The organism is Myxacorys sp. (assembly GCF_059501405.1).
Window position 1 is genome coordinate 1 of sequence record NZ_JCACCM010000120.1, and the last position, 19620, is coordinate 19620.

The 19620-nt window shown below is 48.2% G+C and carries 15 protein-coding genes; 6 read left to right on the top strand and 9 right to left on the bottom strand.

Annotated elements, in window-relative coordinates; translation table 11 throughout:
- Window positions 1–132: 132 nt before the first annotated feature.
- Genes AC5I6P_RS15970 through AC5I6P_RS15980 form a run of 3 tightly spaced genes read left to right on the top strand, consistent with a single transcriptional unit; the run spans window position 133 to window position 1173 of the window.
- Window positions 133–369 carry a hypothetical protein gene (locus tag AC5I6P_RS15970; protein ID WP_495694766.1) on the top strand — a complete coding sequence of 79 codons (237 nt, stop codon included), beginning with the start codon at window positions 133–135 and terminating at the stop codon, window positions 367–369.
- Window positions 366–617 carry a hypothetical protein gene (locus tag AC5I6P_RS15975; RefSeq protein ID WP_495694767.1) on the top strand — a complete coding sequence of 84 codons (252 nt, stop codon included), beginning with the start codon at window positions 366–368 and terminating at the stop codon, window positions 615–617. The genes AC5I6P_RS15970 and AC5I6P_RS15975 overlap by 4 nt, the downstream gene beginning before the upstream one ends.
- The gene (locus AC5I6P_RS15980; RefSeq protein ID WP_495694768.1) at window positions 607–1173 is read left to right on the top strand and encodes a Na(+)/H(+) antiporter subunit B; all 567 of its coding nucleotides are present in this window, start codon (window positions 607–609) and stop codon (window positions 1171–1173) included. The genes AC5I6P_RS15975 and AC5I6P_RS15980 overlap by 11 nt, the downstream gene beginning before the upstream one ends.
- A 306-nt stretch (window positions 1174–1479) precedes the next feature.
- Here the strand turns inward: AC5I6P_RS15980 and AC5I6P_RS15985 are convergent, their stop codons facing one another.
- Window positions 1480–2292, bottom strand: a complete 813-nt coding sequence (locus tag AC5I6P_RS15985) for a DUF3891 family protein (protein WP_495694769.1) — start codon at window positions 2290–2292, stop codon at window positions 1480–1482.
- Window positions 2293–2507: 215 nt separating this feature from the next.
- The gene (locus AC5I6P_RS15990; RefSeq protein WP_495694770.1) at window positions 2508–3137 is read right to left on the bottom strand and encodes a hypothetical protein; all 630 of its coding nucleotides are present in this window, start codon (window positions 3135–3137) and stop codon (window positions 2508–2510) included.
- 451 nt (window positions 3138–3588) lie between these two features.
- On the opposite strand from AC5I6P_RS15990, the gene AC5I6P_RS15995 reads away from it, so the two are divergent.
- Together AC5I6P_RS15995 and AC5I6P_RS16000 are read left to right on the top strand one after the other, a co-directional pair.
- Complete coding sequence (locus AC5I6P_RS15995; RefSeq protein WP_495694771.1) at window positions 3589–4236, top strand: nitroreductase family protein; 648 nt, start codon at window positions 3589–3591, stop codon at window positions 4234–4236.
- A 24-nt stretch (window positions 4237–4260) separates the two neighbouring features.
- Window positions 4261–5055 (top strand): SDR family oxidoreductase, encoded by a 795-nt coding sequence (locus tag AC5I6P_RS16000; protein ID WP_495694772.1) that lies wholly within the window; start codon window positions 4261–4263, stop codon window positions 5053–5055.
- A gap of 80 nt (window positions 5056–5135) precedes the next feature.
- Here AC5I6P_RS16000 and AC5I6P_RS16005 read toward each other — a convergent pair whose 3' ends face one another.
- From AC5I6P_RS16005 to AC5I6P_RS16015, 3 genes are read right to left on the bottom strand one after another with little or no spacing between them, the layout of a single operon-like run.
- Window positions 5136–5777 carry a response regulator transcription factor gene (locus tag AC5I6P_RS16005; protein ID WP_495694773.1) on the bottom strand — a complete coding sequence of 214 codons (642 nt, stop codon included), beginning with the start codon at window positions 5775–5777 and terminating at the stop codon, window positions 5136–5138.
- Window positions 5774–6637 (bottom strand): S1C family serine protease, encoded by an 864-nt coding sequence (locus tag AC5I6P_RS16010; RefSeq protein ID WP_495694774.1) that lies wholly within the window; start codon window positions 6635–6637, stop codon window positions 5774–5776. Before AC5I6P_RS16010 ends, AC5I6P_RS16005 begins: the two co-directional genes overlap by 4 nt.
- Window positions 6637–7563 (bottom strand): S1C family serine protease, encoded by a 927-nt coding sequence (locus tag AC5I6P_RS16015; protein WP_495694775.1) that lies wholly within the window; start codon window positions 7561–7563, stop codon window positions 6637–6639. The genes AC5I6P_RS16010 and AC5I6P_RS16015 overlap by 1 nt, the downstream gene beginning before the upstream one ends.
- A gap of 379 nt (window positions 7564–7942) precedes the next feature.
- Between AC5I6P_RS16015 and AC5I6P_RS16020 the strand changes: the two genes are divergently transcribed.
- On the top strand, window positions 7943–8620 hold the full coding sequence (locus tag AC5I6P_RS16020) for a hypothetical protein (protein ID WP_495694776.1): 678 nt from the start codon (window positions 7943–7945) through the stop codon (window positions 8618–8620).
- A gap of 113 nt (window positions 8621–8733) precedes the next feature.
- Here AC5I6P_RS16020 and AC5I6P_RS16025 read toward each other — a convergent pair whose 3' ends face one another.
- From AC5I6P_RS16025 to AC5I6P_RS16040, 4 genes are read right to left on the bottom strand one after another with little or no spacing between them, the layout of a single operon-like run.
- Window positions 8734–10626, bottom strand: coding sequence for a hybrid sensor histidine kinase/response regulator (locus AC5I6P_RS16025; protein ID WP_495694777.1), 1893 nt, complete (start codon window positions 10624–10626; stop codon window positions 8734–8736).
- A 4-nt stretch (window positions 10627–10630) separates the two neighbouring features.
- Window positions 10631–11095, bottom strand: a complete 465-nt coding sequence (locus tag AC5I6P_RS16030) for a response regulator (RefSeq protein WP_495694778.1) — start codon at window positions 11093–11095, stop codon at window positions 10631–10633.
- Window positions 11092–13101: an ATP-binding protein gene (locus AC5I6P_RS16035; RefSeq protein WP_495694779.1), complete on the bottom strand. Its 2010-nt coding sequence runs from the start codon at window positions 13099–13101 to the stop codon at window positions 11092–11094. Before AC5I6P_RS16035 ends, AC5I6P_RS16030 begins: the two co-directional genes overlap by 4 nt.
- An 18-nt stretch (window positions 13102–13119) precedes the next feature.
- A complete protein-coding gene (locus AC5I6P_RS16040; RefSeq protein ID WP_495694780.1) occupies window positions 13120–19281 on the bottom strand; it encodes a hybrid sensor histidine kinase/response regulator in 6162 nt (2053 codons plus the stop codon).
- Between the last annotated feature and the right edge of the window lie 339 nt (window positions 19282–19620).

The window sequence follows — 19620 nt, forward strand, 5'->3', positions numbered from 1 at the left end:
AACTTGAAAGGTCATGTTAGCTACCTTTGTTTTTATTTCCCGACAACTCTAATATCATCCTTGGTATTTGTGTTGCTTTCCTGATACCCCATAGCCGTACTGCCCCTGCGGCATTATAAAGAGTGGCTACAGATGCCGTGGAAAATCATAGTGGCAATTCACCAGGCTTATCTGGAAGCATTTGAACTGATGTTCTGTCCGCACACGCAGGAGACTATCACGATGGAACGAGCTAAACCCCGGCGCTCTCCTGGACTCATCTTCCTGGATATTTTTCTGATTACGTTTACACCCAAAACGAGCGTTGTGAAATACCACGAAGAAGGCTGTTACGAAGTTCATCGAGTGCAACGGAGGAAAAGGCGATGAACTTAATCCTAATTGCCATGATTTTAGCTTTACTTATTCCCCTCTATGAGGCTTGGCAGGATGAGGACATCTGGCAAAAGATGCTGGCATTTGCCAGTATTGCGAGCAAAACATCGGTGATGATTCTGGTGGTCTCCGTTCTGCGCCGTGATTGGATGATTGGAGTGGTTGGAGTGATCATTTTGAGTGTGGGAAATGCCGGATTAATGTTGCTAGCCCATGTGATTAAACGGATGAATGAAGCATGATCAATATCCTCAGCTATGTCTGCATCGGGGTGGGAATTGTCTTCTGGCTTCGGGGTACTTTTCCCCTTTTGAAGTCATCGTGTTTACAATCTCCATTATGGGCGCTCAATTTCTGCTGGCAAACGAGCGACCATTCTGCACCATTTATCGGTTTACCGATCAACCCTCGATTGTGCTGGCGCAATTGGGAGCAACCATTGCCGCGATCGTGGGGGTTGAACTGGCGATTCGAGGACACCCAAGTCTGGGAGGTGGGTTTGCGGCAGGCGTCGCAGGCGGAACAGCGATCGGACTGGTGGCGATTACCTCATCCTCCGAGTGGATGGAGTTGATTTACCAACGTTGGCACGCTGCCACCTGGGAAAAGGTTTCAGTGCTTGTTTTCATTGTTTTGTCAGTGGTCACGCTGGTAGGGGTTGAACTTCCTCACGGAGAGTTGGGCGTACTGATTCGCGGTGGAGCCGTTCCCCTGCTCAACATTCTGGTTGCCATCAAAGTTGCTCTGGGATTGTGGGCAGTCGTGCTAATTTTTATTCGGTATCAAGGATTGTTATAAAGCAGTGGTGTAGAGATGACCGCTATGCTCTCACGTCCAAACTAGCTGCTCAACGTGGCGAAACTGTTCAGGTACGACTTCATCATTGAATCTGCCGTGAATCCGCTGTCGGACAGCGAGCGCTCCGTTCCATCACCCTCTGTTGTTCAACAGAATGAGTTGAGGTCATCATGCACGATCGTAGACAACTTCATCCAAACATCCAGAATGCACTATCTCCCACTACACCAAGGGACGGATATTCAACACGAACGAGTGACAAGGCAGCAAATCTTTAAGAGGCGTAATAGACGGGTGAACAGTCACTCAAGCGGCGCGAAGCATAGTGGTAAGCGTTACCCAAGGCGCACTATCAAGCTGCTGTTGCATCATTTTCTCGTCTAGTGCGGGTTCTTTCAAGATGCGTCCCTCAAAGAGCAAATCAACAGAGGGCACTCGGAAGCACCAAGGCTCTACTTGAAGCTGAGTAGAGTTACTGCGGGTTCCTTCGGAGTTGCGCTTTTCACCAATCAACGTCAGGGTCAACGTTGTGTCTCCAGTTGCAAGCGGAACCGCTTCAAACTGCTGTTGCTCAGTCACACCTATGCAAATGGCGAGAGACAGCATATCCCAAACGGCGACTAATCGTTGATTACGCGCTATCGCGTCTGGCGTCACATGTGCTGCATAATCCGGATCTTGCCGAAGCCGCGCCATCAGATCTTGCTGGAACTCCTTTTCCTGCTTCAGAAACGCTTCAACAACACGAGCAGATTCAGGAGAGCCTTGCCAACTCGTAAAGCGTTCGTAGAGCCCAGTTCCATGTAGCGAAACTAGGAGTGCAACATAGCGTCCCATCGGCATTGCCAACTGTTTCGCGCCTGCCCATAGCTTGGTGTGTACTTCTGGTGCAACTTCCCTAAAGCTATGAGGATACCCAGTTTTAGGATTGAGGGTAGGAGCCGCTTCCCACGGCAACCACCCAATATCATGCTGTTCTGCTCCCAAACATACCGCCTCACGGGGCGCGAAAGCACCAAAACTGTCATTGCCCCATGCCTGCGCCAATTGCCCAGACACCCAAGCGTGGGTAGGTTGGGTGATGCAAATCCGATCTTGGGTAACGCTACGATACAGCATGGTGCAATAACGGTGACAGACAGTACATTCAAGAGCCTTTAGTGTTAAAAGTAGCCAAACGCTAAAGAAACTGCCGTCTGTCCAGAGTTGTGTTCGCTGCCACCTCGTTTTGATCGCGGTAGCAGCTTCACCAAACCGATTTCAACCTAAACTGTCCCAACCTACATTGTCCTAAGCTTCGATCGCGCTAATGCCTGCGATCAATTGCTCTGAATCTATGCAGAAGCAACAGAATCGCTCAATTTATATCGCGCTGGCTTCTCTTCCACTTTGTCAAACGTGTTGAACCGTGCGCCGCGAGCTAACACGCCTGCTACGCTTTTCCGCGCTCTTGGCATCTCCGCCTCGTCAAACTCTCCATACACCTGCTCGATCATCTCATCCGTCGAAAAGGTTTGATCCCCCGCTTTCTTCATCACCTGGATCATGGCATCGATCGCGGTTAGACCCTTAAACTCAGATTTGAGATCTTCTGCATCGAATGATTTTGATTTACGGCGCTTCCGTTTTTGTTGCCCGTCATCTGGTGCAGTAACCTCATCAAGATCAGAAGGTGCGCTCTCTTGGAGCTTGGCAGAGCTAACCGCACCTGAAGCCGCGCTTTTCGCCTTTCCTTTCCGCGTTCCCTTAGCAGGAACTGCCGCATCAACAGTAGGAACTGCCGCATCAACAGTACCATTTCCTTCAGCCATTCCTTCGCTTCCTAGCAAGGCATCAATGTGTTGAATGAGCCGATTAATTTCTGCGGTCACCGATTCGATGATCGTTTCGCGTTCGTGCATGAGCCGCGATCGCTCTTGCTCAAGTTGTTGTTTCGAGTCATGGCTCAAGATGGAGTAGGTCATTGTGGATTCCGCTTAACAGGTGGTGTTGTTAGGTTTGTTGTTGTGCCAGTCATTATACACAGCGTTCGCAAGCGGTATCTGCTTTTTTTGCTGTTGTTGGATTTACGTTCACATTCAAACTCAAAACGGGTTTACTCCTTCCGACATCCTGAATAGTTTGTGTAGCGCAACTTAAGTCAGAGGAAAGAATGCTCTTAAGGCGTTTAGTATAAGCCCATACAACTTTTCGTTGTTATCCCTTCAATGATTTTGCTACTTCACAATCCTACTGAAGTTGAATTGCTGGTGCAGTCATCAGGAGCTTTCTAAATTATGAGCCATCTGGATCTGCTGAAGCTGACAATAGGAGTTCTTGTTACATTACTCAATCCACTTCTGCTTGACTGTAAGTGACGCGCTCGACGGTATGACCTAAACAATCAGGTTATTTTGATGACTGGAGGTTCATGACATGGCAGACAATGCGGTTGGAACTGGCCTAATAACAGATAAAACAGCGGACACTCAGTATCCCATTGAAGAGGTGTTGCAGCGCCGTTGGAGTCCTTTAGCGTTCTCAGATCAGCCTGTTGAACCAGAAAAATTATCCAGTGTTTTAGAAGCAGCACGATGGGCGGCATCCTCCTATAATGAGCAACCTTGGAGCTTTATTGTTGCAACAAAAGATAACAAAGCCGAGTTCGATCGCTTGTTGGGATGCTTGGCGGAAGGTAATCAAGAATGGGCGAAGACGGCTCCGGTGCTGATGTTATCTGTAGCAAAGCTCTACTTTGAGCGTAACGGTGTGGAGAACCGACACGCATTTCATGATGTCGGAGCCGCAGCGGCTAACTTAGCCACTCAAGCAACGGCGCTAGGATTGGTGATCCATCAGATGGCAGGATTTGATGTGCCTAAAGCGCGCGAGACCTACAATATTCCCGGTGGCTACGAACCCGTTGCTGCGATCGCGCTGGGGTATTTGGGCGATCCACACGCGTTGTCCGACAAACTCCAGCAACGAGCCTTAGCTCCACGGACCCGCAAACCACTGCATGACTTTGTTTTCTCAGGTCAATGGAACCAATCATCGGAACCAATCATCCCTAGTCAAAGCTGATTAAATACTCAACAAGGTCAAACTATGGTTACTACCCCGTCGCAACAAAGCCAAACCTCAGATCAGCACAAGCTGATGCGCGATCGCGTCGTTCTCATTACAGGAGCGAGTCGCGGAATTGGAGCCGCTACCGCAAAACTTCTAGGGCAACAGGGTGCGGCTGTTGGGGTGAACTACTATGGCAGTGAAGCCGCTGCTCAGCAGGTTGTTGAGGCAATTTCGTCAGAGGGTAGTCGGGCAGTTGCCGTGAAAGCAGACGTGCGCGATCCTCAGCAAGTCAGTGCAATGGTACAGCAGGTCACAGAGACGTTCGGTTCTATTGATACGCTGATCATCAATGCCAATGCTAATTTTCCAATCGCTCCCTTTACAGACTACCAATGGGAAGACTTTGAGGCGAAATTGCTTGGAGAACTCAAAGGAGCATTTTTCCCGTGCAAAGCGATCGTACCCTCAATGATCGAACAGCAGCGAGGGTGCATTATTGCGATTAGCAGCGGCTTGTCTCGCGATCCAGGCGAGGGATTTATTGCCCACAGTACCGCGAAGTCTGGACTAGATGCCTTTATCAAAAGCCTGGCCTTGGAGTTAGGCCCTTACGAGATTCGTGCCAATGTGGTCGCCCCCGGACTAACGCTGACAGATGCCACAGCGCAGTTGCCACAGGAGTACAAAGAGGCTTCTGCTCAAAGGATTCCACTCAAACGAAATGGACTGCCAGAAGATGTTGCAGGAGCAATTCTACTGTTGGCATCTGAGGAAGCGAGATTTGTCACAGGAGCTTATTTGCCAGTGAGTGGCGGAATTCAGATGCTTTAAGCGTCGTTATGCCCATTCAAAAATTGCTGCAGACGACTGATTCTATAAGGGCATGGCAGTCGTCATGCCCTCGGACAGGTCTAAAGCAAAATCCAACCTTGTTTTGCACCTAGAATAACGGCCTCGGTTCGGCTAGAGGCATTCAGCTTACTCAGAATTGAACTGATGTGAAACTTGACCGTATGGTCAGAAATGTTGAGACGACGCGCGATCGCTTTATTGCCCAATCCTTCTGCCAACATGCCTAAGACCTCCGTTTCACGAGCAGTCAACCCCGACATCAACCCCTCAGACGCTGAACGAGATGGCAATGCTAACAGCATCTCTAACACATCAGCATGCAGAACAGTAAGTCCGGTGGCAGCGGCTTTGAGCGCGGCGATGATCTCATCTGCTGCTGCTTCCAGCGGTAAGATTCCTTGTACACCTGAACGCAACAGTGCTGCAATTGCCTCTGCGCCCATCGTGTCTTCGAGTTCGTCGTTCATTAACACCACGATCGCGCACTCCTCTAACTCAATGTCCTCCACTAAAGTTGCGATCTGAGCATTCCACTCTACCAACATGACATCGGGTTGAAGCACCTGAAGCGTTTCTGAGAGCGCTGCCCATCCCACAGCCCGCCCGATCACTTCGACACTCGGATCGGTAGCCAGCAAGGCTTCTAACCCGGCTTGCATCACAATCGATTGGGCAACGATGACAACACGCACCGCGCTCATGCCGCTTGAGGTTCAGAAGGACTTTGTAGGATCACGTTCAAGATCAGATGCTGTTCGCCTCGCAAAAGATTGAGCGCTAATCCATCTCCGACTGTTGAACAGTCTAGAATCTGAGTGAGTTCGTGAGGCGTCTGAAACGGCGCACCACGGACGCCGATTAGCACATCTCCAACGCGGAATTCAGCTTGAGCGGCGGGACTGTTGGGCGCGATCGCGCTAATTAGCAATCCGAACGCAGGACGACGATTGAGCGGTACTTTCACAACTTCCAGTGTTACCCCCAAATGCGGACGTGCCACAGGAGCATCTAAGAATTGTTCGACCACTCGGCTCGGAATCGCCCATCCACACCGATTCACAATCATGGTATTGATCCCAATCACCTCACCGCGAGCATTTGCCAGAACTCCACCCGAATTGCCGGGCGCAAGCTGAACATCAGCTTGAACCCAAGCTTTTGCTGATGCCGTCTGAATGACACCCATCGTCACTGATCCGGTAACACCCAACGGATGCCCTACTGCAAAGACTAATTCTCCGGCTCTCAGGCAATCGCTATCACCCACTGCGATCGCGGGCAAATCGTCTGCCTCGATGTGCAGCGCGACTAAATCTCGCTGCACATTTTGCAACACCACAGACGCGAGAAATTCGCGTCCATCTGCCAGTTCGATCGTCGTCTGATTCGATCGGTGACGAGTTCCAAGGGATCGCACCACATGAGCATTACTGATAATCCATCCATCCGAGCGCCAAATCACGCCTGATCCGACTCCAGCGCGACCCGCTCGAATTCGCACTGTAGATTGGCGCAACGACTCTGCCACGGTTGAAAACGCCTCTATTACCTCTACTACCATTAGTCGTTCCTCCCTGAGCGTTCTCCAACCGTAATGGAAACTTCGACTAAGGCTCCGCCGCGAACTACTTGTGCTAAGAGAACTTGTCCGATCTGCTGGCTATCTAACACCGCATGAACATCGCTGACATCTGCAAGTGTAGTTCCGTTCAATGTCACCACAATATCGCCAATTAAGATACCTGCTTGATCTGCTGGAGCGTTTGGCTCGATGCTCACGACAATCACACCCGTTGAATGAGCTAGATTCAGCGATCGCTGCATTGAATCGGGCAACTGTACCGCTTGCATTCCAAGCCCCAAATAGCCCTGTGCGATCGTGCCTTGTTGTAGCAGTTGATTCACCACCCGATCGACCGTCGCGGCTGGAATGGTGACACTCATGTGATGTGGCCCTGCCGTATTCATGCCAATGATTTGTCCCGTTGCACTCACCAATGCCCCGCCCGAAAACCCGGGATAGAGCAGCAGCGATGGACGAATCAAGGTATCCCCTCGCCTGCCTCTGTGCCAGCGCCAACTCCCACTCAGCGAGCTAATGATGCCCATGCTGGCACTGATCGCGGCGTCTGCATTGCGGGCGATCGCGAGGGCGACCTGTCCCACTCTAACCTGATCGGCATTCACAACCTCCGCGGTGGGCAAATCGACCGCTTGGACGCTCAGCAAGGCTAAATCGGTTCGGGCATCGCGGGCGGCAATGGTGGCGGTTGTTGTGCGCCCATCGGGCAAAGTAATGGCAATCTCTTCTTCACGCCGAATCGCGTGATCGACGGTGACAACAAGGCCTTCTCTCCAATAGATGCCGCTTGATGACAATTTACGACGAGCATTCACAGATACAATTGAGCGTCCAGCTTGTTCAACCGCGTCAGCTAACTGAGTTGAAAATGTAGATAACACATGAAATGGGTCTGAAGCGGTCATGACGAATCCTCTGTAATGTGGGCGTAATTACAGAATGCCAACTGCGATCGCGCTTCGACATCAGAGAAATGGGTAGAACCTAACCTAGAAAAATGGCTAGGCAAGTAAATTGATGACCGAAATTGACACGAGCCACAACCGCTCTGGGCTGCTGGAGATGACTTGCAAATCCTTTCCTTTGTCCAGAATTACCGCACTCGGCTGCTCGTTTTTTCCTGCTTATATTCGCGGTACCTCACGCAAGTCTGTTAGACATGGTTTTCTAATCATGCCTTTAGCTTAGTGAGAAGTTCACAACCTTTTCTAGTTGCCGCAGGACTATTTTATTCTTTAGGCTAACAATGTTCTCTAATGTTGAAACACTGGACGTGAAGAAAAAATGATGCGTGCCCTCACCCAGGATGAGTATGAGAATGAGCTTCAACCCATCGTTGAGCAACTCACAACCGAACTCAAGGGCGATCAGATGCTTGAGACTTACTTCACCGACAAGCTACCATCGCGCCATATCATCTACCCCTGCGGTGCTCAACTAGACAAAGACCTGGTTTCTGCCCTTGCAGATCTCATGCGTTCCATTCATGACCCTGGACTTTATGTTGATTTTGAAGGCAGAACAACTTATACGAATCGCAGGGGACTATTAGAGACAACACCTAGCTCATACTACTATGTTCTTACTGAGCAGGTAGAGTACGCCTTCAACGATGAAGGAATCGCTCAAGAGTTTATGGACGCAGAAAGACCTTTTCTCTTTTTCGATAGATATATTGTATACTCAGCCCACAAGCGATGGGTAATGGTGGTCGAGCCTGAAGCATACTGTGCGCTATGGGGGGGCGACGAAGCCTTGGCGGATCTTCTGACGTTGAAGTGTAGCCAAATCGGTCGTCCCATTCAGGAGTTTTTGTCGTTTTGGAAGCCAGATGTTCCATTTACGAATTCTAATCTTGCTCTCGAAGCGAATTATGTTTGGATGCCCAGAATGCTAATTCACGTCTATGGACAAGAAAAGGCGATGAGTTTGCTGCGTGAGCCGAATATTTTAGTTGATTAGCGATCGTGCTAGAGAATTTTTTATGGACTTTGAAACCGGATTTCAACAACCTGTTTGACCATCAGAATCACAACCGCAATCAGATGGAAACCCGCTAACGCTCATAACATCCTCTAAGCCAAACTTGCTCTGCAAGCCTGACTGACGGTTCTGATTAGTTCTTCGGCAGTGTAAGGCTTGGGTAAGAACGCTGAATTTGCTACCCCGGCAGTTTGAGAGCTAGAGACAAGTCCACTAACGGCAACAATTTTGACCTGCGGATTAATTTTTTGCAACGTGCTAATAGTGATCTCACCATCCATCACAGGCATCATCATATCCACCAGCACCAAGCTAATTTTGTCTTTGTGCTTGATGTAGAGGTCGAGCGCCTCAATGCCATCGCAAGCGGTCAACACCTGATAGTTGTAGGCTTCTAACAACACTTTGTTGCTGTCACGGATAGCCGCTTCGTCATCCACCACCAGAACCAGTTCATTATTTCCTGCTAAGATTTCTGGATCGTTTGTCTCCTCAGATTTTGCTGCAATCACAGCGGGAAAAAATAGATCAAACTGTGTTCCCCGTCCCACGTCACTAGACACCGTTACAAAACCACCGTGACTCTTCATGATGCCAATGACAGTAGACAGACCCAGCCCTGTGCCTTTGCCAATTTCCTTGGTCGTAAAAAACGGCTCAAACATTCGATCTAGGGTTCCCGGCGGAATGCCCGTTCCGGTGTCAGCAACCGTTACTTTGATGAAGGAACCCGCCTTAGCATCAAGATTTGTTTGGGTACACTTTTCATCAAGCAACACATTTTCCGCAGCAATGGTCAACGTACCTCCACCTGGCATAGCATCCCGAGCATTGACACAGAGATTCATGAACACCTGATGGAGTTGAGTGGCGTTTCCAGTCATCGTCCAAAGCGCTGGAGAAAGATGTGTATCAGTCGTAATTGATTTTGGAAACGTCTCTTCCATAACATGCTGAGTTTCTAAGATCAAAGGCTCCAAGTGAAGAACCGCTTGTTCTCCTTCAACGCCTCGGGCAAAGAGTAAGACTTGCTTGACTAGAGCAGCCCCGCGCTTTGCGTTGATCTCCATCGTTTTCAGAAGCCGTCGATTGTGTTCATCTAGGTGAGGAAATTTTATCTGCAACAGTTGAGCCGTTGCTAGAACAGGAGTGAGAATGTTGTTTAAGTCATGAGCTAGACCACTCGCTAGCGTGCCGATGCTTTCCATGCGTTGGGCACGCAGAAATTGAGCCTCTAGTTTTTTCTTGTCTGTGACATCGGTGCTGACGACCAAAATCGATTTGGGTTTGTGGTCATCATCGCGCATCAGGGTCCAGCGACTTTCAACAACGACTTCTTCGCCGCTTTTTGTCACCTGGTGCAGTTCTCCAGACCATTCACCCTGGTCAAACAGGATGCTTTGAGCATCCTGAAATTGAGGTAAAGGGTGCTGGTATAGCAATTCATCCGTTTCTCCTAGAACATGGTCTGCGCTCCAGCCGTAGAGCCGCTCCGCACTTTTGTTCCAGAACAAAATTCGGCCCTCTAAATCTCGCACCAAAATGGCGTCCGTGGCAATGTCAAGCAGCGCCGCTTGTTCACGAATTTTTTGTTCGGCTCGCTTACGCTCGATCGCATATCTCAGCGATCGCACGAGGACATCGCCCGTCACTTGATCCTTCACCAAGTAGTCCTGTGCGCCTGCCTGGACTGCATGAATGGCAACTGTTTCGTCATTTAAACCTGTGATGACGACGATCGGCGTATTTCGAGCGCGACTGTAGAGGGTGACAAAGGTTTCCAATCCCTGAGTATCGGGTAAAGAAAGATCTAGCAGAATGACATCAAAATTGTCTTCTTGAAGCCGGGTCAAACCACTACTTAAGCGATCGACCTGCTCTAGCCCAAACGCCACCGATGGCACATCCATCAAGAGTTCTTGCAACAGCCGCGCATCACCAGGGTTGTCTTCAATGAGCAAGACTTTAATCATCTGATCATTCATATCGTTACTCTGATGGAAGTTTTACGATGGTGAGCCAAAACAGTTCAATCGTGCGGACAACTTTAATAAACTGCTCTAAATCAATGGGTTTTGTAATGTAACAGTTGGCATGAAAGTCATAGGCTCTGAGAACATCTTCCTTCGATTGAGACGTGGTTAAGACGACTACTGGAATCCGTTTTAAGTGTGTACTGAATTTAATTTCTGCAAGGACTTCCCGCCCATCTTTACGGGGCAGATTCAAGTCGAGCAAGATTAAATCGGGACGAGGAGAGTGACTGTAATTTCCTTGCTGCTGCAAAAATTCGAGCGCCTGAACCCCATCTTCAACGACACTCAAGTGGTTGAAGATATTCCCCTCCCTCAGAACTTCCTGAGTCAGTCTGACATCACCAGGATTGTCTTCCACGAGCAAAATCTCGATTAGCCTTTCAGGACATTCGGTACTCAAAATTGATGACTTCCTCATGCTGGGTCTGGGATGGTAAAACAGAACGTTGAACCTTTTCCAGGTTCAGACTCTATCCATATATTCCCATCATGCCGCTCTATAATTTTTTTGCAAATTGCCAACCCAATTCCTGTTCCTGGATATTCGGTTCGATTATGCAAACGCTGAAAGATTACAAAAATTCGGTCAGCGTACTGAGGCTCAATGCCAATGCCGTTATCTTGGACTCGAAAGAGCCAGTTCTCGGCTTGAGATACGGCTGAAATATGAATGGTTGGAGGATCTGCGCTGCGAAATTTAATGGCATTACTGATTAGATTCTGAAATAGCTGAGTCAGTTGGGTACTATCTGCCACAATTTCGGGCAACTCATCCCACGTAATGGTTGCCTGACTTTCAGCAATAGAGAGCTTGAGGTTGGCGATCGCTTGCTTGACGCTCGCCGTACAATCGACTTGCTCAAATGGTCTACCATGAGTTCCAACGCGGGAATAGGCTAATAAGTCATTAATCAGCGTCTTCATCCGAGCCGCTCCCTCTACCGCATAAGCAATAAACTCGCTGGCGTTTTCATCTAGGCGATCTTTATAACGGCGCTCTAATAGCTGGAGATAGCTCGTGATCATGCGCAACGGTTCTTGCAAGTCGTGAGACGCAATGTAGGCAAACTGTTGCAGGTCAGCATTAGAACGACCGAGTTCTTGACGCTGGCGAGTCTCTTGCTCTAGTAATTGCCCTTGAGTGATGGCGATGCCGATCTGATCGGCGAGTTGCTGAAGCAGTTCTGCTTCAAAGCGAGTCCAGAAACGAGGATCGGCACATTGATGAGCAATTAGCAATCCCCAGAGTTCTGATTTGATTAAAATCGGCACCACTAATTTGGCTTTGACCTGAAACTGTTGCACAAACTCGATCAAACAAGGCGGAACGTGCTCTTTCTGATCTGTGACATCTGGAATATTACGAATTCGTCCCTGGCGGTACGGCTCTCGGTACTCGGTGGGAAACACCTCTTCCGGAAATTTTTTCCCTAGCACTGGCGACCAGCCTGGTAGTACCTCCTCGGCGACTCCGCTCCCGCTTCCATCTGCCCGTAATTGATAGATCAGCACGCGATCAGCCTGCAGAATTTTTTGGACTTCGGTGACGGCGGTTTGCAGAATTTCGTTAAGATTTAACGACTGACGAATTTTGAGGGTGACTTCTGCGAACAGCTGCGATCGCTGATACTGACGCTGCAATTCTTCCTGCGCCATTCTACGAGCCGTAATGTCCTGAAAATAAACCGATATACCATTTTTGGCAGGATAGGCATGAACGGCAAACCAAGCATTTAAAGGGGGATAAAATTCTTCAAATTCAACGCTGATTCGTTGAGTTGCGGCACGATGATATTTCTGATAAAACGACGAGTGAATAGCTTCGGGAAACTCATCCCAAATCTTTCTACCTAACAAATCATCTCGCTTTCGTTGCAGAAGCGGCTCTGCTTGGGGGTTTAAGTAAGTAAATCGCCACTCCTGATCGAGCGCGAAAAACCCGTCTGTAATGCTTTCTAGAATATTTGTGGCTCGGCTGCGTTCGGCTTCTGCTTCGGCGCGGATGGCTTGCTCGCGGGCCATTTGTTCTTGGAGTTGCTTGGTAAGCTGTCGAAGCCGTAGATGAGTTTGAACGCGGGCCAGTACCTCTTCTTGCTGAAAGGGCTTTGTAATATAGTCTACTGCCCCCAAGGTAAAGCCTTTTACTTTATCCACCGTTTCACTCAGTGCCGTCATAAAGATGACTGGAATGTCTGCGGTGGCATGATTAGCTTTCAATCGACGAAAGGTTTCAAATCCGTCGATGTCGGGCATGAGAATGTCAAGCAAAATCAGATCGGGTAGCGCATAGTTGGCCGTGTCGATCGCGCTTTCGCCGTCCTCTGCCACCAAGATTTTGAAGTCGGCGTTGATGAGAGAATCAAATAACACTTCTAAATTTGTGAGTGTGTCATCCACAATGAGGACGACGCCCTGATCAGCCATAATTTTCACTCAATCATTTCAATCCGTAATTTGGAATTGTTGAATAAACTCCAGAATTTGTCGTCTTCTAAACGTTTTTGTGAGTTGGCGGAGATGCGCTGCGAAGGGTATCCACTGCGAATCGCGTGATTCCAGTTTAGCGGCTCGCTCTGCGATCGCCCTCAAGTCACCCATCCTGGCTAAATCGAGTAAAGCCGCAAGTTCTTCGGCAGGGGGAGCAATGATTGGCGCTTGAGGAGTGAGCAAAGATGGGCCCGTCCTGTTTGGCTCAATGCTGCTTGATTCAAGGCTGTTTGGCTGCGGGCGGTTTAAATCCGTGGAGGGTTCATAAATCCATTCCAGCTTCAGGTGAACCGATAGCTGCTCTAGTAGCTCTGCTTCCCGAATGGGTTTCGACAAAAACCCATTGCAGCCGACGCTCCGGCTTTGCTGTTGATCCATTTCAAAGACACTCGCCGAGGTGGCAATAATCACCGTCTGCTGTAGGTCTGGAGAGAGCCGGATTTGACGAGTTGCCTCAAACCCGTCCATTGTCGGCATGGCTAAGTCCATTAAAATCACATCCGGCTGAAACTGGCGCGCCTTTTGCAGGGCGTCTTGACCGTTGGTTGCTTCAAACACCTCAAACCCAAGCGGCTGTAGCAAATTGATTAACACCAGACGATTCGGCTCCTTATCGTCTACAACCAAGATGGTTTTGCGATCGCCGTTGAACCCACGAATCGTAGAGCCAGCGATCGTAAAATTCGACAGATGACACACTTCAGCCAGGTCTAAATCAAACCAGAAAATACTTCCTTTTCCCGGAGCGCTTTCTGCGTGGATATCACTGTCCATCAGTTGAACCAGTTGGCGGCTAATCGCCAATCCCAATCCGGTTCCTTCCGTTCGCCCACGGTGTTCACCCACCTGTCTAAAGGGTAAAAAGATTTCCTGGAACTGCTCTTGAATGATGCCAACACCCGTGTCTTCGACTTGAAATCGAATTTTTGAGGTGAGGCGAGTGTCTGGCTCAAATGCAGATAGATAGCCAACTTTGAACGTGACCTCACCTTTCTCGGTGAATTTAACCGCATTGCCCAGGAGATTTAACAGAACTTGCCGCAAGCGTTTTTCGTCTGCCTGAACTAATCTGGGCAATGGCGACAGCGCGCTATACGTAAAAGCAATTCCTTTTTGTTCAGCCCGGATTCCACAAATGGCTACAATTCCCTCCAGAAAATCCGAAAAATAGAAATCATCGAGGTGAAGTTCCATTTTTCGGGCTTCAATTTTCGACACATCTAAAACATCGTTGATCAACATCAGCAAATGTTCACCACAGCGACGAATCACATTGATCCCATTTTTTTGCAAGTCTGTTAGCGCCGCATCCTTCCCCAGAATTTGGGCATAGCCTAGAATGCCGTTGAGCGGCGTACGGAGTTCGTGGCTCATATTTGCTAAGAATTCGCTCTTCGCCCGGTTTGCCGCATCCGCCACTTCTTCTGCCCGTTGGCGTTCACTAATTTCTTGTTGCAAATGCAAATTTTTAGCTTGCAGTTCTAGGGTTCGCTCTTCTACCTTTGCTTCTAAGGTGCGATTTGCTTCTGCTAGGTCAGTATACAGCCGCGCATTTTCGATTGAGATCGCCGCTTGAGACGAGAGTAATTGCAGAACTTCTAGTCGCTCTGGGGTAAAGGCGGCGATCGTCAAATTATTCTCTAAATAAAGGACGCCAGTCAGCTTGCCTTGATGCAAAATGGGCGCACACAACACGGACTTAGGTTGCCATTCTGCAATATAAACATCTAGTGTAAAAGCCCCATCGTGAGCGGCATCACTTAACACAACGGGCTCGCCCGTTCTCGCAACGTAATTCACAACAGACATGGGGCAAAGAGCTGATAATGCGATGCCTTCAGGGGTGCGCGAAGTGCTCATTGCTCTAGGCTGCTCGACGGTTACTTGATGATGATCAATAGCTCCAGACGCTTCAATCTGTAACTCTCCCGCTTTTTCTAATAGCAAAAATCCTTTTTCTGCACCAGCGTTCTCAATGACAAGCTGCATAAACTTGGTCAGCAGTCTATCGAGGACAATCTCGCTAGAAAGCACTTGAGAAGCTTTCATAACGGTAGCGAGATCTAGCGTTTCAGAATACTTTTTGGTTGTCGTGTAAGGGCGCGGATTGTCCTCGATTAATTCCCTCGGCTGCCGAAGAAAAATATCGGGATGCTGTGCTTCTAAACGTTTGACCTTAGTCGTCGCGCCCCAACTAACATAGCCATAGTAAGCATTACTTAAATACTCTTTAGCAAGTTTAGTTCTGTTAATAGAGAAATAGAACTTTGCGGCTCGCTCATTCGCGAGAGCTTCTTCTTGGAGATATCCGTGTTCTTTAGCTCCTGCGATCGCGCGATCGTACAAATCCATCGCACCAATTCGGTTTCCCAGAAGCCTCATCCTCTCTGCCTCAACCAAATCATACTTATGCTGAAAATTCATCGGAGCATGGTTGGCCCAAACGAGCATTTTTTCCTGATTGCTTCTCACTTTGCTGAGAATATTTTGCTGCGATGCCGATGACTCGCTTAGCGCAGGGCACAACTTCAAAGAAATCGGCTCCACCAAGCTCGAAAGACTCGCAAGATGAGCCAATGAATCGTAGAAGTAAAACACAGGGACAGCCAAGAATGCTGTCACCCCATCTAAATATTCTTCGGCTAGCGCAGCATTTTCTATAGCTTGCTCATGCTCTTCAAATAAATAGCAAAGAATGAGTTTATTTAAATAAAAATAGTGCAGGCTCGTTCTGTCATTTGCTGCTTGAAGAATGGGTAATGCTTTCTCTTCGTTATAGGCACTCCCTACTAAACAGAATGGATGCTCAGAAGGTTGCAGCAAATTAAGCACACTCTGCTGAAAAATCTGATTCCAACCCAAAGCATTTTTTTGATTAAGTTGGGCCAGTGCATCGCTAACCATCGCCATTTCTGGCTCAAGTTTTGTGAGTTCTTGACCGATAAAATAGGAATATTGGCAACGTTGCATAGCCGCATACCCACCATATTCAAAATGTCCGTTCTCTAATCCACTTTGATATCCGTTTAGCAACAGTGGCAGCGTTTCTCTGGCATGAACTTTGCCATGTACTGTACATGCTCCGCCCACGAAAAATGTACTCGTTCTAAGCGCTAAAATATTGAACCGTTCGACTAGATTGAACGCGAGTTGACCAAACTGATACGCTGACTCAGGATCATGCATGATCCCGTTTAAAATTACCCCGTAACAAACATAGCCATAAGCTGAAAACGGAGCATTGCCGTAGCGAATCGATAGATTTACCTGTTCGCAAATCACTAATGGAAATAGGGTCGGCGCAGACTGATAAGTAGGAGAACCTAAGCTGGTCAGCATCTGCACGGCTGCCAGTTTATCGGGTTCTGTCATTGTTGGTAAATCAATCAAACCTGCGATGTTCTTCCCAGCTAAATTTGCGGCTGTTTGAGCGATCGTCTGCTGAATCTCTAAAGGACTCGGCGACGCTGGCAATCTCATTCCCAGTAGCTCTAGCGCTTGTAAGCCAATTTCGACCGCTTCAAGCGGTTTGAGTTGCGCCATACAAGCTTGAATTCTAATCTCATACACTTTCATCGTGTCGATTGCACTGTTCGCCTGCTGCAAGACAAGGGTTGCCCATTGCTCCATCTGCTCAAAGTCGCCATTGAGATAGGCCGTCTCGATCGCGGCTTCGTAGAGTGCCAGCGTTAGCGGGTACTGCTGCTGCCAACTGTTAGCGCTCAATAGACTCAATCCCGCTTTTAAGTAGCGAATCGCAGATTCATACGCAGTTGCTGCTTTCGCTTTCTGTCCTGCCATCAAATTGAGTTCAGCTAGCTCATCTCTTTCTGACTTTAACGTTAGTAAATCAGCCCCATAATTGAGGTGATTCACTAACGCAAAAATATTTTCTTTACGGTCTTCCGGTGGAGTGCTGCGGAGCAGTAATCGACCAATTTTAAGATGCGTCTCTTGCTTCTGCGACTCTGGAATGAGGGAATAGGCGGCTTGCTGCACCCGATCGTGCAAAAACCTGTAACCGACTTCCTTAGGGAGGTCAGCTTGTAGCGCGTCTGAAGCCTCTAGCATGAGGGGAATTTTATACGCTTTAGACAGCGGCAGAATTAACCCTGCTTGCAAGGCTTCCCACAAATCTTTTGCTGTTTCGGATTGAGATTTTTCATGCACGATCGCTAAAACATCTAGCGTGAAGTGGTCACCAATACAAGCCGCTAATTTCAAAATATTTTGCGTTGTTCGCGATCGCTTTTGAACTTGACCAACCATCAACTCAACCACATTTTCAGTGATGTCAATGCTTTGCAGGTCCGCCATATCCCACTGCCAGCAGCGTTGACTGAAATTGAATGACAGCAACTGATCTTGATGAAGGGAGTTGAGCAGTTGAGTTAGAAAAAACGGATTGCCCTGAGTTTTGTGAAACACCAGGTCCGCCAAAGGTTGGGTGGTGGCAAGGTCAGTGCGGAGGGTCTCCATGACCAATTGGGTCACATGCGCTTGGGTTAAAGGGCGAAGGATAATCTGATTCACTGTTGCGCCGCTCTGTTGAATCTGCTCTAAGGTTTGCAGCAGTGGATGCGTGGCGCTCACCTCATTGTCCCGATAGGCTCCGATGAGCAGTAAATATTGGCACTCTGGATCAGTCACAATCCGTTCAATCAATTTGAGAGAAGACAGATCTGCCCACTGCAAATCATCCAGAAACACAACCAGGGGATGTTCGGGTTGACTAAAGACCCGGATAAATTGTTGAAATACTCGATTGAATCGGTTTTGGGATTCGGATGCTCCCAACTGAGGAACGGCGGGCTGTGCTCCAATAATCCGTTCTACTTCAGGAATGACATCGATCAGCACTTGACCATTTGCTCCGAGTGCCTCTAAAAGCTGCGATCGCCAAATCGATATGCTGCGATCGCTCTCTGTCAAAAGCTGCCGCATCAATTCCTGAAAGGCTTGAATCAGAGAAGCATAAGGAATGTTTCGCTTAAATTGATCAAACTTGCCAGAAATAAAGTAGCCGCGCGAATGCCCAATTTTTCTCGAAGCGTGCGACGCGTTTTCTACGAAGTTGCGCTTTGCGCTAATCGATTTGTGAACTTCGTTGACTAAAGAAGACTTGCCAACCCCAGAATAACCCCTCACGAGCAGCATCTCCGTGCTGCCAGCTTGAGCGCGATCGAAGGCATTGATCAACACCTGAACTTCTGGTTCGCGTCCATACAGCTTCTGCGGAATCGAGAATTGACTGCATAAATCCAGCTCTCCAATCTGAAAGGGAGCAATGTCACCCGCCGTTTGCAGCATTCTTAGACACACTTCTAAATCTGCTTTCAGCCCTAGCCCACTTTGATAGCGTTCTTCTGCGGTTTTAGCAAGTAACTTCATCACTAGGTCAGACACGGCTGAAGGAATGCTGGGATTCAGCGCTTCAGGAGACGCCGGGGTTTTTGCAATGTGGCAGTGAATCAGTTCTAAAGGGTCAGCGGTTTGATACGGCAGTTGACCTGTTAGCAGTTCATAGAAAGTGACACCCAACGAATAGAAATCAGTCCGGTAGTCGATCGAGCGATTCATTCGCCCAGTCTGTTCGGGTGACATGTAGGCAAGCGTGCCTTCAAGCAAATCAGAAGGATTGCTGGTTTGATTTTCTTTTGATAAATAAGAAGCAATACTAAAATCAATAATCTGAACTTGCGTTCTGGAATTAATAATGATGTTATGAGGATTAATGTCTTTATGAATAATATTGTTTTGGTGCAGCTGCGTCAGGGCTGAAGCCAGTTGAATCGCAACTTGTAAAAAGCAACTCAACTCCAAAGGTTGACCTGCAAGAGATTTTGCTAACGATTCCCCTTCAAAATCTGACAAAATGAGAGCCAAACCATTCTGATGATTCTCCAGGGCCAGGGGTTTAATGACTCCATCAATGTTTAGGGATTGAAGGATCTTGAACTCGTGCTTTAATCGTGTTAGTTCTTCAACCGTGGGATGCTCAGATCGGAGTGTTTTGATCACCACAGAGTAATGCTCTGGCTCTTTAGAAGCACGATAAATGACGGTATTTGCCCCTTCATAAAGTACTTCTGATAAATTGCAGCCAGCGATATTCATAGCAACGTTTTTCTTTGTCTAAATCACGTTTGTCTAAATCACGTTTGTCTAAATCACTAATCCAAACTGTTAAGCAGGAAATTGTCTGTTTAGACTTAGGTCTCTATTCCTGCAACATAGCATAATGCTTCAACCTGAGAACGTGCTAGAGCGTGAACCATTATCAAAATCGCTGTTCACTGATTAAATTACTAGAGCGCAATGGCGCGATGGCGCGTTCCATCGCGTTCCGGGCAAGCTTTGGCTGTAAATCCTGATCGTAAGGGAGCGTGAGGTAACAGTGGCAACCTGCTTGACTGACAAAACTAAGAAGCTGGAAAGCTAGTGAGGACGGTGAAT

Bases quoted from the DNA above. Each gene is read 5' to 3' on its own strand.
- AC5I6P_RS15970 (WP_495694766.1), top strand. From the start codon at position 133: ATGCCGTGGAAAATCATAGTGGCAATTCACCAGGCTTATCTGGAAGCA.
- AC5I6P_RS15975 (WP_495694767.1), top strand. From the start codon at position 366: ATGAACTTAATCCTAATTGCCATGATTTTAGCTTTACTTATTCCCCTC.
- AC5I6P_RS15980 (WP_495694768.1), top strand. From the start codon at position 607: ATGAAGCATGATCAATATCCTCAGCTATGTCTGCATCGGGGTGGGAAT.
- AC5I6P_RS15985 (WP_495694769.1), bottom strand. From the start codon at position 2,292: ATGCTGTATCGTAGCGTTACCCAAGATCGGATTTGCATCACCCAACCT.
- AC5I6P_RS15990 (WP_495694770.1), bottom strand. From the start codon at position 3,137: ATGACCTACTCCATCTTGAGCCATGACTCGAAACAACAACTTGAGCAA.
- AC5I6P_RS15995 (WP_495694771.1), top strand. From the start codon at position 3,589: ATGGCAGACAATGCGGTTGGAACTGGCCTAATAACAGATAAAACAGCG.
- AC5I6P_RS16000 (WP_495694772.1), top strand. From the start codon at position 4,261: ATGGTTACTACCCCGTCGCAACAAAGCCAAACCTCAGATCAGCACAAG.
- AC5I6P_RS16005 (WP_495694773.1), bottom strand. From the start codon at position 5,777: ATGAGCGCGGTGCGTGTTGTCATCGTTGCCCAATCGATTGTGATGCAA.
- AC5I6P_RS16010 (WP_495694774.1), bottom strand. From the start codon at position 6,637: ATGGTAGTAGAGGTAATAGAGGCGTTTTCAACCGTGGCAGAGTCGTTG.
- AC5I6P_RS16015 (WP_495694775.1), bottom strand. From the start codon at position 7,563: ATGACCGCTTCAGACCCATTTCATGTGTTATCTACATTTTCAACTCAG.
- AC5I6P_RS16020 (WP_495694776.1), top strand. From the start codon at position 7,943: ATGATGCGTGCCCTCACCCAGGATGAGTATGAGAATGAGCTTCAACCC.
- AC5I6P_RS16025 (WP_495694777.1), bottom strand. From the start codon at position 10,626: ATGAATGATCAGATGATTAAAGTCTTGCTCATTGAAGACAACCCTGGT.
- AC5I6P_RS16030 (WP_495694778.1), bottom strand. From the start codon at position 11,095: ATGAGGAAGTCATCAATTTTGAGTACCGAATGTCCTGAAAGGCTAATC.
- AC5I6P_RS16035 (WP_495694779.1), bottom strand. From the start codon at position 13,101: ATGGCTGATCAGGGCGTCGTCCTCATTGTGGATGACACACTCACAAAT.
- AC5I6P_RS16040 (WP_495694780.1), bottom strand. From the start codon at position 19,281: ATGAATATCGCTGGCTGCAATTTATCAGAAGTACTTTATGAAGGGGCA.